Annotated in this window: 11 protein-coding genes; 8 read left to right on the forward strand and 3 right to left on the reverse strand. The window is 68.4% G+C overall.

Annotated features, from left to right (window positions below; genetic code table 11):
• Positions 1-278: 278 nt before the first annotated feature.
• Positions 279-1,658 carry a transglycosylase SLT domain-containing protein gene (locus tag ISF28_RS18765; RefSeq protein WP_198118702.1) on the reverse strand — a complete coding sequence of 460 codons (1,380 nt, stop codon included), beginning with the start codon at positions 1,656-1,658 and terminating at the stop codon, positions 279-281.
• A 439-nt stretch (positions 1,659-2,097) separates the two neighbouring features.
• Here ISF28_RS18765 and ISF28_RS18770 point away from each other — a divergent pair, with 439 nt between their 5' ends.
• The gene (locus ISF28_RS18770; RefSeq protein ID WP_198118703.1) at positions 2,098-2,667 is read left to right on the forward strand and encodes a DUF1415 domain-containing protein; all 570 of its coding nucleotides are present in this window, start codon (positions 2,098-2,100) and stop codon (positions 2,665-2,667) included.
• Positions 2,648-2,863, forward strand: a complete 216-nt coding sequence (locus ISF28_RS18775; RefSeq protein WP_198118704.1) for a DUF1289 domain-containing protein — start codon at positions 2,648-2,650, stop codon at positions 2,861-2,863. Before ISF28_RS18770 ends, ISF28_RS18775 begins: the two co-directional genes overlap by 20 nt.
• 241 nt (positions 2,864-3,104) lie before the next feature.
• Here the strand turns inward: ISF28_RS18775 and ISF28_RS18780 are convergent, their stop codons facing one another.
• Entirely contained in the window at positions 3,105-3,611 is a 507-nt protein-coding gene (locus ISF28_RS18780; protein ID WP_198118705.1) for a DUF1993 domain-containing protein, read from the reverse strand.
• 243 nt (positions 3,612-3,854) lie between these two features.
• On the opposite strand from ISF28_RS18780, the gene ISF28_RS18785 reads away from it, so the two are divergent.
• Positions 3,855-7,025, forward strand: a complete 3,171-nt coding sequence (locus tag ISF28_RS18785) for a sensor domain-containing protein (RefSeq protein WP_198118706.1) — start codon at positions 3,855-3,857, stop codon at positions 7,023-7,025.
• Complete coding sequence (locus ISF28_RS18790) at positions 6,994-9,315, forward strand: xanthine dehydrogenase family protein molybdopterin-binding subunit (protein WP_198118707.1); 2,322 nt, start codon at positions 6,994-6,996, stop codon at positions 9,313-9,315. The genes ISF28_RS18785 and ISF28_RS18790 overlap by 32 nt, the downstream gene beginning before the upstream one ends.
• On the opposite strand, the gene ISF28_RS18795 is transcribed toward ISF28_RS18790, so the two are convergent.
• Entirely contained in the window at positions 9,316-9,744 is a 429-nt protein-coding gene (locus tag ISF28_RS18795; RefSeq protein WP_198118708.1) for a thioredoxin family protein, read from the reverse strand.
• A 62-nt stretch (positions 9,745-9,806) separates the two neighbouring features.
• On the opposite strand from ISF28_RS18795, the gene tsaB reads away from it, so the two are divergent.
• From tsaB to ISF28_RS18815, 4 genes are read left to right on the forward strand one after another with little or no spacing between them, the layout of a single operon-like run.
• Positions 9,807-10,532, forward strand: coding sequence for a tRNA (adenosine(37)-N6)-threonylcarbamoyltransferase complex dimerization subunit type 1 TsaB (gene tsaB, locus ISF28_RS18800; protein ID WP_198118709.1), 726 nt, complete (start codon positions 9,807-9,809; stop codon positions 10,530-10,532).
• Positions 10,529-10,990, forward strand: coding sequence for a ribosomal protein S18-alanine N-acetyltransferase (gene rimI, locus ISF28_RS18805; protein WP_198118710.1), 462 nt, complete (start codon positions 10,529-10,531; stop codon positions 10,988-10,990). The genes tsaB and rimI overlap by 4 nt, the downstream gene beginning before the upstream one ends.
• Positions 10,987-11,964, forward strand: coding sequence for a uracil-DNA glycosylase (locus ISF28_RS18810; RefSeq protein ID WP_198118711.1), 978 nt, complete (start codon positions 10,987-10,989; stop codon positions 11,962-11,964). The genes rimI and ISF28_RS18810 overlap by 4 nt, the downstream gene beginning before the upstream one ends.
• Positions 11,948-12,877: a DUF1853 family protein gene (locus ISF28_RS18815; protein WP_198118847.1), complete on the forward strand. Its 930-nt coding sequence runs from the start codon at positions 11,948-11,950 to the stop codon at positions 12,875-12,877. The genes ISF28_RS18810 and ISF28_RS18815 overlap by 17 nt, the downstream gene beginning before the upstream one ends.
• Positions 12,878-12,948: the final 71 nt, after the last annotated feature.

Genomic DNA, 12,948 nt, shown 5'->3' on the forward strand with positions numbered 1-12,948 from the left:
GTGCCTGTTTCGGCACGCAGGGCGGGAGGGCTTTATGAAAGGACATCCTTCGTGGATGTCTGGGCTTGCGATGCTGCGGTTTTGATACGGTACTGCTGTCGGTGAACTGCCGCGAAAGACAAGGCCGACGCGTTTATTGCAGCGCACAACCGACACTATACCGTACTTTTGAAGAGCGTGCACGGCGCGCGTCGAGATGTGCACGGACGGACGGGCTATTGACCCGTCACGTGGTCAAAATGATACGGTCGCCGGGCGCCGGCCGAGGGCCGTGGAAATCAGCGGCGCTTGCGGCCGTTCGCGTTGACGCCCGGCCGGGCATGGCGCGACACGCGGCTCCGGATTTCGGCCACGGCGTGGGCGGCGCTGGCCTTGATGCGTTGGGCGCGCGTCAGCCTGCGGCCGCTGCGGCGCGACTCGCCGCGGTCGGCCTCCAGCACCATCGACGCGTTCTCGACGATGCTCTCGGCGATGTCGTTGCCGGCCGTGGCGCTCGTCTTGGGAACGAGAATGGTCGAGCCAGCCTTGAGGCGCATCTGCGGCGGGATGTTGTTGGCCTGGCGGATCACTTCCGGCGTCGTGCCCAACTTGGCCGCCAGCGAGGCGATGCTTTCGCGGGCCGACGTGATCTTGTGCGTCGTCCACGTCGACAGCGCGCGACCCCATTGCGCGAGGTTCAGGTTGAACTTCTCGGCGTTTTCCTTGGGCAGCAGGATCTTCGTCGATTCGCCCGTGATCACGGGCTTCTTGAATTGCGGGTTCAGGGCCTTGAATTCGTCGATGGACATCTCGGCCAGCTGGGCGGCCACGGCCAGGTCGATGTCGGACGTCTTGTCGACGGCCACGAAATACGGGCTGTTGTCGATCGCCGGCAGCACGACGCCGTATTGGGCCGGATTGGCGATGATGTTCTTGACGGCCTGCAGCTTCGGCACGTAGTTGCGGGTTTCCGCCGGCATCAGGTCGGCCAGGCTTTCGAAGTCGGTCGGCTTGCCCAGCGCGCGGTTTTTCTGGATCGCCTTCTGCACATTGCCTGCGCCCCAGTTATAAGCGGCCAGGGCCAGTTGCCAGTCGCCGAACATCGTGTACAGGCTCTGCAGATAGGTCAGGGCGGCGTCCGTGGAAGCGAGCACGCCGCGGCGCTCGTCCTTGAACATGTTCTGCTGCAGGTTGAGGTCGCGCCCGGTGCCCGGCACGAACTGCCAGATGCCGGCCGCGTTGGCGGTCGACAGCGCTTGCGGGTTGAACGCGGATTCGATGACGGGCAGCAGGGCCAGTTCGGTCGGCATGCCGCGCTTTTCCAGTTCTTGCACAACATGGTACAGGTATAGCGAGGCACGGCCGGTGGTACGGCTCAGGTAGTCCGGGCGGCTGGCATACCACTGGATGTTCTTGGCGACGAGCGCATTGTCGATGTCGGGGATCGCATAGCCGCTGCGGATGCGGCCCCACAGATCGGGGTCCTTGTAGTCGTCGGCCTTGGCCGGCGTCGCGGCCTGCGGCATGATCGATTTGGCCATCGCGGCCGCGCTGCTGCCGTTGCTGCCGTTGCTGCTCTGGGCGATCGGGCTCGGGGCGCTGTCGGCGGCGTGAGCGATCGCGGGTCCCAGCAGGAGTGCGATCGTCAGGGCGTAAGTGGAGCGAGTCGTTTCGTTCATAGCTTTCCAGTGTTGCGTCCAGGAACGGCAGGACTGACGATTGAAGGCGAAGTGTACGGACCAGTTACCGGGTCAGTCAAGAAATATGTCGACGGGGTTACAAAAAATCTTGTCTACTCTTTTTGTCAATGTCTGCTTGCGTTAAGAGAAATTTTGCGGGGGTATGGTTCGGTCCGGCGCATTCTTTACTGATGCATATCAAGGGTTTTTTGATATACCCGGGGGAGTACCAGGCTTTTTCTGCGCCTGGATCCGCGCCGCCGGCGGGCGGATATTGTCAAATTTCTGCGTGGGTGACGTCGACCGGCGGGCAATACCACTGCGCCCGGTCCTGCCTGCCAAGGTAGCCCGGCTTGCCGGACCGTCTATGAGAGGACGCAAAGTGCGCGTACAATTGCCGTCTCCGCGCCATGCGGTTTGTAATTTCTGAAAGCATCACATGAGCACTGCCAACGAGAACGTGGACGATGACGCCGTCGTCGCCGCCACCCGGCGCTGGGTCGACCGCGCCGTCATCGGCCTGAACCTGTGTCCGTTCGCGAAGGCGGTGCAGGTCAAGGACCAGGTCCGGTACGTCGTCTCGCACGCGCGCTCGCCCGAGTCGCTGCTCGATACCTTGATGGACGAGCTGCAACTGCTGGCCGACACCGACCCCGAACAGGTCGACACGACCCTGCTGATCCATCCGTACGTGCTCCAGGATTTCCTGGATTTCAACGAATTCCTCGACGTGGCCGACGCGGCCGTCGAAGACATGAGCCTGGACGGCGACTTGCAGATCGCCAGCTTCCACCCGGACTACCAGTTCGCGGACACGGACCCGAACGACATCGAAAACTACACGAACCGCGCGCCTTATCCGACGCTGCAACTGCTGCGCGAGGACAGCATCGACCGCGCCGTGGAAGCGATCCCGGATGCGGCCGAGATTTTCGAGAAGAATATCGACACCATGGAACAGCTCGGGCATGAAGGCTGGGACAAGCTCGATGTCGGCCCCGCCCGCTGACGCGGAGGGGGCGCCCCTACCGCTGAGACCGGACACGCCTTGCGTCGCGGTGTGCTCCACGACGTTCGACGAAGTCTGCCGCGGCTGCGGCCGGACCGTCGTCGAGGTGGCGCACTGGGTGTCGATGACGGCCGAGCAGAAGGAAGTGGTGTGGCAGCGCATCCTCGCGCAAGGCTATCCACGCCGCAACACCTGACCAAAATTCGGGGTCAGAGCATTTAGTCGGGGTCAGAGCACTTTAATGGGCTATTGATCAGAAGACATATTCAGGCGAGTTGAGCGTCCGGTGCGCGCCGGTTAATGACGCGACCAAGCGCAAGCGGCGTAAAGCTTGCATCTTGGCTATTGTCCAAAAAAGTGCTCTGACCCCGAATTTGCCCGAATTAAAAAGTGCTCTGACCCCGAATTTGCCCGAATTTGTGCTCTGACCCCGAATTTTAGAAGGTGCCGACGAAGTCCCGTTTGCCGATTTCGAGTCCGTTATGGCGCAGGATGTCGTATGCCGTCGTGGCATGGAAATAGAAGTTGGGCAGGGCGTAGTGCAGTAAATAGACCTGGCCCTTGAACTGGCGCTGGTTGGCGTCCGTGCCGACCGTCACGTCGCGGTCGCCGCCCGCGTCCACCGCCTCGCGCGCCACCGTGTCCAGGAAGGCCAGCGTCTTTTCCAGGCGTGCCTGCAGGCCGGCGAAATCCGTCTCCATGTCTTCGTAGCGCGGCACGTCAAGGCCCGCCAGGCGCGCCGCCGCGCCCTTGGCGAAATCGGTCGCCAGCTGCACCTGGCGCACGAGCGGGAACATGTCCGGGAAAAGGCGCGCCTGCAGCAGGGCGTTCGGGTCGAGCTTTTTCGCGTCCACGTGCGCTTCGGCCTTCGTCAGGATCGCGGCCAGGCTGCCCAGGATCTGGCGGAACACGGGCACCGACACTGCGTACAGAGAAATCGTCATCGTCATCTCCTTCGTGAGAAAAGAGTTCGATGATAGCAAGCTTGCATCGGCGCCGCTTGCCGCCCCCTGAAATCGCCGACGTGGCGGTCCGGTCACGGTTATCGCTATCAAGCGGGGCCGAACGGAAAAAGTTGTGACGCATGGCAACTATTGCGTGCATAATCGAAAAAAACTCTAACTATTGATTTACCACATAGTTGTCGTGCCGGCCACGAGCAGGGCGCGGCACGAGTCATCACCGCCATGGCTTTCCTGTCCCGAGTCGCCTTGTCCGCGCTGCCGTCGCGTCTTGCCCGGCTGTACGGCCGTTCCCTGTACGCCGCGCTGCTGGCGATGGTGTTCGGCGGCCTCGCGGTGCCGGCCGTCGTCGGCGGCTACCTCCTGATCGGCGTGCAGGAACGGCAGGCGGCCCGCCGCGATCTGGAGGACACCCTGCAGCGCAACGCCGACATCCTCGCGCTGGGCATGCAGGAATCGCTGTGGAACATGAACGTGGACGCGGCGCGCTCGCTCGCCGATTCGCTGATGCGCGACCCGGCCGTCGTGCGCGTGCACGTGAGCGCCCAGGCCGAGGGCGATTTCATCGACCGCCGTGCCGCCGCCGCACCCGGCGGCCACGTGCTGCGCGCCGAGCGCGAAGTCGTGGCGCACGGCCAGACGATCGGCCACGTGATCCTCGAGATGGACGACAGCCGCAGCCAGCAATCGCTGCGCGCGAAGCAGTTGCGCTACGCGTTTGTGCTGGCCATCCAGCTGGTCGTGTCGCTGCTGTTGATCCTGATGCTGCTGCGCCGGCGTCTGCTGGCGCCGCTGGGCACGTTGATGAGTTTTTCCGACCGCCTGTCGCGCGGCGTGTTCGACACGCCGCTCGCGCTGCCCACGAACGACGAACTGGGGCGGCTCGGCGGCCAGCTGGAACGCATGCGCATCGCGATCGGCGACCTGTTCCAGGACATCGGCCGGCGCGAGGAGCGCTTCCGCACCATCGTCACGCAGGTGCCGGGCGCCGTGTTCCGTGCCCGTCCGGGCGGGCCGATCGACTTCGTCAGCGACGCCATCGAAGACATCTCCGGCTACCCGGCCAGCCGCTTCATCGGCGCGCACACGGACCGCTGGGCCGACGTGATCTGCCCGGAGGACCGCAAGATGCAGCGGCACTTCGTCAAGGAAGCCGTGCAGGCCGCGCGGCCTTACGAGATCGAGTACCGCATCATCGACGCCGCCGGCATCGAGCGCTGGGTGCTGGAGAGCGGCCAGCCGGCCGGGTTCGACGGCAACGCCGCGTTCTGGATCGACGGGATCATTTCCGACATCAGCGAGCGCAAATACAACGAGATGCGCATCGAGGCCCTGCTGGCCGAGCAGGGCGCGGTGCTGGACAACGTCATGTTCGGCATCATGTACGTGCGCGAGCGGCGCGTCGTGTCGACCAACCGCCGCTGCGACGAATTGTTCGGCTATGCCGAGGGCGAGCTGGTGGGCGACCCGATCGCCATGCTGTTCCCGACCATCGAGGACTACGAACAGGGCCTCGGCGCGGCCACCCCGATCCTCGCGCGCGGCGGCGACTTCGGCGACGACCGCCAGTTCCGCCGCCGCGACGGGAGCCTGATCTGGTGCGCCGTCAGCGGCCGCGCGCTCGATCCCGACCATCCGGACGACGGCAGCATCTGGGTCTATGCCGACATCACGGAGCGGCGCCAGGCCGAGGAAAAGCTGCGGCTGTCGGCCACCGTGCTGGAACATATCGCCGACGGCGTGATGGTGATCGACGTGGACGGCAGGATCGCCGCCACGAATCCCGCCTTCACGCAGATCACGGGCTATACGGAGAGCGAAGCCGTCGGCACCTATTCGCACCTGACTTGCATGACGGGCGCCGACGCCGGTCTCTACGAGGCGCTGTGGGCCGACCTGGCGGAGACCGGATTCTGGCGCGGCGAGATCCGCAACCGGCGCAAGAACGGCGACGCCTACGTCGAGTGGCTGACCGTGTCGGCCGTGCGCGACGACCACGACGCCGTCACGCACTACGTCTGCGTGTTTTCCGACATCACCAAGGTGAAGGAATCGCAGGACAAGCTGGACCACCTGGCGCACCACGATCCGCTCACCGGCCTGCCGAACCGCCTGCTGTTCCACGACCGCCTGCAGCACGCGATGGCACGCGCGGTGCGCGGCCAGCGCCAGCTCGCGGTGATGTTCATCGACCTCGATCGCTTCAAGACCGTCAACGACACGCTGGGCCACCACGTCGGAGACGAACTCCTGAAGCAGGTCGCGGGCCAGCTGGCCGATTGCCTGCGCGAAGGCGACACGCTGGCGCGGCTGGGCGGCGACGAATTCATCGTGCTGCTCGAGGACGTCGACGGCGCCCACGGCGCGCACCAGGTGGCGGAAAAGCTGATGCGCTTGTTCGAGCGCCCCGTGCTCGTGTCGGACTACGAATTGTTCGTCACCGGCAGCGTGGGCATCAGCCTGTTTCCGCAGGACGCCGTCGACATGAACGTGTTGATCCGCAACGCCGACGTCGCGATGTACCAGGCCAAGGCGCGCGGGCGCAACGGCTACCAGTTGTACGCGCCGTCGATGGACGGCGACGGCGCCGAGCGCTTGCGCATGGAAGGCTTGCTGCGGCGCGCGATCGAGCGCGGCGAGCTCCGCCTGCATTACCAGCCGCAGGTGGAGATCGAGACGGGCCGCCTGACCGGGGTCGAGGCGCTCGCGCGCTGGCACAGCGCGGAACTGGGCGACGTGCCGCCCGTGCGCTTCATCCCGCTCGCGGAGGACATCGGCTTCATCGGCCAACTGGGCGCCTGGGTGCTGGAAGAGGCCTGCCGCCAGGTGGTATGCTGGGAAGCGGCCGGGCTGTACGTGCCCAAGATGGCGGTGAACCTGTCGGGACGCCAGTTCGACCGCGGCAGCGTGGCGCCGCTGGTCGCGCGCGTGCTGGCCGACGCCGGTCTCGCGCCGCAGCGCCTGCAGCTCGAGGTGACGGAGTCCGTGATCATGAACACGGGCGACGCGCTGCAGTACATCAACGACCTGCACGCGCTCGGCGTGGAACTGGCGATCGACGATTTCGGCACCGGCTACTCGTCGCTCGCCTACCTCAAGCAGCTGCCGGTGCAGACCTTGAAGATCGACCGCAGCTTCATCAAGGACATCGCGGCGGGGGATAACGACTGCGAGAACGACGAGGCGATCGCCGTCGCCATCGTCCAGCTGGGCAAGAGCATGGACCTGGCCGTGATCGCGGAAGGCGTGGAGACCGCCGAACAGGCCGCGTTCCTGCTGCGCCACGGCTGCCGGCGCGCGCAGGGTTATCTGTACGGCCGGCCGATGCCGGCGGACGAATTGCTGGACGAATGGAGGGAGGACAATGCGGGACACGAGCGCACCAGGTTCGGATAAGGACGACGGGCCGAGCGTGCGCGCGGGCACGACGCGGCGCCGTTTCCTGCTGGGCGGCCTCGCCGCCGGGACTGCGCTCGTCGTGGGCTGGGGTGTCGCGCCACCGCGCCAGCGTCTGCGCGCCACGGTCGCGCGCCGGCTCGACGCCGGCACCGTCGCCCTCAACGGCTGGGTCGCGATCGCGCCCGACGGCACCATCGACGTCGTCGTGCCGCGCAGCGAGATGGGGCAAGGCGTGCACACGGCGCTGCCCGTGCTGCTGGCCGAGGAGCTGGATGCGCCGCTGGAGGCCGTGCGCGTCGTCCAGGCGCCCATCGACAAGATCTTCGCCAATCTCACCGTGCTGCGCGACACCTTGCCGTTCCATCCGGACGACGGCGGCAGTCTGCCCGCGGGGGCGCGCTGGATCGCGGGCAAGGTGGCGCGCGAGCTGGGCATCATGTTCACGGGCGGCTCGACGAGCGTGCGGGATGCGTGGCCGACGATGCGCGAGGCGGGCGCCGTCGCGCGCGCGATGCTGCTGCGCGCCGCCGCCGAGCAGTGGGGCGCCGACGTCCGCACGCTGACCACGCGCGACGGCATGGTGCTGCATCCGGACGGCCGGCATGCCCCGTACGGCTTGCTGGCGCGGCGCGCGGCCGCGCTGGGTGCCGACATCGACGCCGCCGACGTGCGCCTCAAGACGCCGGCCGAGTATCGCCTGATCGGCAAGCCGCTGCCCCGGCGCGACTCGCCGTCGAAGGTGAACGGGCAGGCCCGTTTCGGCATCGACGTGCGGCCGGAAGGCCTGTTGTACGCGGCGCTGCGCATGGCACCCGTGCTGGGCGCCGGCGTCGCCGGCTTCGACGCGACCAAGGTCGCCGCCATGCCCGGCGTCGTGACGGTCGTGGACTTGTCGTCCGTGCTGCCGGCGTTCTCGGGCGCCGGCGCCGGGGTCGCGGTCGTGGCCAAGGGCTGGTGGCAGGCGAAACAGGCGGCGCAGGCGCTGCCCGTACGATGGTCCGCGAGTCCGCACGACACGTTGTCGACCGAGTCCGTGTTCGCGGGCTTCGCGAAGGCGCTCGACGAGGAATCGGGCCATGCGTATTTCGAGTCCGGCAGCCAGGACGCGCCCGCACCGGCGGGCGCGCGCACCGTGCACGCCGAGTACCGCGCGCCCTTCCTCGCGCATGCGACGATGGAACCGCAGAACTGCACGGCGCAGGTCCTGGACGGCAAGGTGAAATTGTGGGCGCCGACGCAGGTGCCGAGCATCGCGGTGGACGTCGCGGCCAGGGTCGCCGGCGTGGCGCGCGAGGATGTCGCCATCGAGGTGACGATGCTGGGCGGCGGCTTCGGCCGGCGCCTGGAGACCGACATGGTGGCGCAGGCCGTGGCCATTGCGATGCGCACGCGCGGCCGGCCCGTGCAACTGATCTGGACGCGCGAGGACGACGTCGGCCACGACGTCTACCGCCCGGCCGCATTGGCCCGCTACACGGCCCGCCTGGACGCGGACGGACGGGTGCTGGCGTGGGACGCCAAGCTCGCCAGCGGCGCCATCGGCCACCAATACTACCCGCGCAACCTGGGGCTGCCGGGCGTCGGTCCGGACAAGTCGACGGCCGAGGGCGAGTTCGACCTGCAGTATGCGATCCCCAACCGGCGCAGCCGGCACGTGGCGGTGGAGAGCGTCGTGCCGATCGGCTTCTGGCGCTCAGTGGGGCACTCGCACAACGCGTTCTTCAAGGAGAGCTTCGCGGACGAACTGGCCCACGCGGCCGGCCAGGATCCAGCCATGTGGCGGCGCGCGCTGCTGAAGGACCATCCGCGCCACCTGGCCGTGCTGGACGCCGCGCTCGCGCGCGCCGGCACCCCGCCGGACGGGCGCGCGCACGGCCTCGCCGTGCACCAGTCGTTCGGCACGGTCGTCGCGCAGGTGGCGGAAGTGTCGGTGGCGGGCAAGGACATCCGCGTGCACCGCGTCGTGTGCGCCGTCGATTGCGGCCTCGCCGTCAATCCGAACATCGTCGCGCAGCAGGTCGAGTCAAGCGTCGTGTTCGGCCTGTCGGCCGCGCTGGCGGGAGAAATCACGTTCGCGGGCGGACGGCCGCAGCAGTCGAATTTCGGCGATTATCCGGTGCTGCGGATGCTCGATGCGCCCGTCGTCGAGACGATCATCATGCCCAGCGCGGCGGCGCCGGAAGGCATGGGCGAACCGGCCGTGCCGCCCGTCGCGCCGGCCGTGGCGAACGCCGTGTTCAAGTTGACGGGGCAGCGCCTGCGCAGCCTGCCGCTGCGCCTGGCGTGATCACGCGCCGGCGTCCGCCAGCAGCTTGCGCAGATTGCATTCGCGCTGCCACGCCTGCCGCTCCGGCGTCGATTGCGCCTGGCGCATCAGTTCATCGGCGCTAAGCTCGGCCTGCGCGTGGATCAGCCGATCGGCCACGCCCGCATCCGGCAGCATCGTGCCGAAGAACGCGACGACGTCGCCGCGCTGCACGAGCAGGGTGGGAAAGTTCTCGACGTCGAGGTCGCCGACGACGTCGGCCTCGTCTTCCACGTCGATCCAGACGAAGGTCTTGTCCGGATGGCGCGCGGCCAGGCCGTCGAACACGGCACGGTAGGACGTGCACGTGCCGCACCAGGCGGCGCACAGGCAGGCGACGATCCAGTCCTCGCCATGCAGGGCGGCGGCGACCTGGTCGCGGGTATCGGGCTCGAGGGTGAGGCTGGACATGGGCGGGATTTTACAACGGTTCCGCGCTTTTGGCCGGCCGGGCCGGCGGGTTACAATACGCCATGCCTATCATCCTCGCAATCGAAACCTCGTCCGAGCTGGCGTCCTGCGCGTTGTTGAACAGCGCGGCCGGCGCGGATGCCCCCGTATTGACCCGCGAATCGTCCGGCGTGCGCACGCATTCGCAGTCCGTCCTGCCGATGGTGCAGGAGCTGCTGCGGGAAGCCGGCGTGCGGCTGGCCGACTGCGACGCCATCGCGTTCGGCGCCGGTCCCGGCTCGTTCACGGGCGTGCGTACGGCGTGCGGCGTCGCGCAAGGCCTCGCATTCGGCGCGCAGAAGCCCGTGCTGGCGCTCGTCACCTTGGAAGCGATGGCCGAGGCGTGCCGCGCACGCACCGGAGCGACGGAGGTGCTCGCCGTGCTGGATGCGCGCATGGGCGAAGTCTATTGGGCGCAGTACCGCTGGAACGGTGAATGGCAGGCCGTGCGCGCGCCGGCGTTGTGCCTGCCCGCCGCCGTCGCGCCGGAACCCGTGCCCGGCCTCGCCGCGTGCGGCAACGGCTTCGCCGCGTATCCGGACGCGTTCGCGACGCAAGCGTTCGCCGCGGGCGCGCATGCCGACATCCTGCCGCACGCGCGCGAACTCGCCGTGCTGGGCGTGGCCGCGCTGGCCGCGGGCCGCGCGGTGCCGGCCGACGAAGCGCAGCCGCTGTACCTGCGCAACAAGGTCGCGTACACGAGCGCCGAACGCCAGGCCATCAACGCGGCCAAGGCGGACGCGCGATGAACGATTGCGCGCACCTGGCACTGCGTCCGATGGTGGTGGACGACGTCGACGAGGTGCACGCCCTCGAATGCAGCGTCTTCCCGCATCCGTGGAGCCGCGCGAATTTCATGGATTCGCTCGCGAGCGGCTACGACGCGTGGGTGCTGCGCGCGCCCGATGGCGCGCTGGCCGGCTACTTCCTGCTGATGTACGCGCTCGACGAAGCGCATCTGCTGGACGTGGCCGTCGCGGCGCCGCTGCATGGCCGCGGCGTCGGGCGCTATCTGCTGGACCGCATCGCGGCGCGCGCGCGCGCCCAGCGCATGGAATCGATCCTGCTGGAGGTGCGGCCGTCGAACACGCGCGCGCAGCAGGTGTACCGGCGCTACGGCTATGCCGAGATCGGGCGCCGCAAAGGTTATTACCCCGCGCACGAAGGCCGGCGCGAGGATGCGATCGTGATGAGGTATGTGTTATGAACGGGGTCAGTGAACGCGACGCCATCTTCCTGAACGAGATGGGCCTCGGCCCGCTGTGGCAGTTGCGCACGGCGCCGGCGCCCGTCCGCGAAGCTGCCGCCGCCGAGCCGGCCAGCATGGAGGCGGCCGTCGCGCCGGGACCGTCGCCGCTGCAGCCGGTGGCGCAGTCGGCGTCGGCGCTGGCGCCGGTCGAGGCGCCGCCGCAACCGGCCGCGCCGCCGCCGCCGCCACGGCGGCCCGCACCGCCGTCGCAGCCGCGCGCTCCTGGGCCGTCGCCACTGCAACCGGTCGCGCAATCCGTGTCCGCGCTGGCGCCGCCGGCCGACGCCGATTCGGCGTGGGACGACGCCGCGCTGCCGGGTAACGCCACGCCGGAAGAAATCGCGGCCATGGATTGGGACCAGCTGGCCGTCGCCATCGCCGCCTGCCGCCGCTGCAGCGCCTGCCGCGAAGGCCGCGCGCCGGTGCCGGGTACGGGCGCGAAGACGGCGCGCTGGGTCGTCGCGGCCGGCGCCACGACGGCGGCCGACGAGAAGGCGCGCGTGCCGCTGGCGGGCGATCCCGGCAAGCTGCTGGACAATATGCTGGCCGCCGTCGGCATGGGGCGCGAGCGCGACGTCTACGTGACGAACCTGATCAAGTGCCGTCCCACGACGGGCAGCGGCGGCGACCGCGCGCCCACGCCGCAGGAGGCGGCCGCGTGCCGTCCCTATCTCGAACGCGAGGTGGCGCTGACGGGCGCCGGCACCGTGCTCACGCTCGGCCAGATCGCCGCCAACACGCTGCTGGGCCGGCCGCTGCCGGAACCGCTGGCGGGCAGCCGCGGCACCGTCCACGCGCTCGATGCGGGCGGGGGCACCGTCGACCTGGTGGCCACGCTGCATCCGGGCGAACTGTTGCGGCGCGGCGCCGACAAGGCGCTGGCCTGGGCCGATCTGTGCCGGGCAAGGAACGCCCGTGCGCGACCGGGCTGACACCTACCAGGCCTATTTCGAGCGCCGCTGGCGCCATCTGCGGCGCGCGCGGGTGCGGGCGCTGGCGTGGCTGCTGGACGCGCCGGACTTGCTCGACATCCACGACCCGCACTGGGAAGGCCGCATCGCCACGCTGGGCCCGGTGACGCCGGAGACGGAGCGCTGGCTGGCCGGGCTCGACGCCGATCCGGCGCCGCTCGACGCGGCGCTCGGCGCCAAGATGCATACGCGCCTCGGCCTGTACGCGGAAAAGCTGATGGCCTTTTATTTCGCGCACCAGGGCCGCCTCGTCGCGCACGGCGTGCAAGTGCGCGCGAGCCGCAACGACACGATCGGCGAGTTCGATTTTCTACTGGATGCGGGCGAGGGCGGCGTCGAACATATCGAGTTCGCGACGAAGTTCTACCTGCTGCGGGGCGATTCGGCGGCGGGCTTCGACACGTTCGTCGGTCCCAACCTGGCGGACAGTCTCGGCCGCAAGATGCGCAAGGTGTTCGACCGCCAGCTGGCCCTGGGCGGCCATCCGGCGGCGCAGGAGGTGCTGCCGCGGCCCGTCGTCGCGGCGCGTGCGCTCGTGAAGGGCTGGCTGTTCTACCCGCGGGGCACCTACCAGGCGATGCAAGGGATCACGGCGGGCCACTGCCGCGGCTTCTGGTGCGCGCTCGACGAACTGGAAGCGCTGCCCGGCGACCGCTTCCTGATCCTGCCGCGCCTGCAATGGCTACCGCCGTTCCGCGCGCAATCGGCCACGTGGATGCTGGACAAGGCCCAACTGGGGGCGGAACTGGACGACCACTTCCTCGCATCGGACGCACCCGTACTCGTGGCGCTCGTGCGCGAAGAGCCCGATGGCATCGTCGAATTCGAACGCGGATTCATCGTCCCGAACGACTGGCGCGAACGGGCCACCTAAATTCGGGGTCAGAGCACATTTCCGGCCAAATTCGGGGTCAGAGCACTTTTTGATACAAAGGCTCGTGAGAC

It is taken from the genome of Massilia rhizosphaerae (assembly GCF_016093545.1).
Lineage (GTDB): Bacteria > Pseudomonadota > Gammaproteobacteria > Burkholderiales > Burkholderiaceae_D > Telluria > Telluria rhizosphaerae.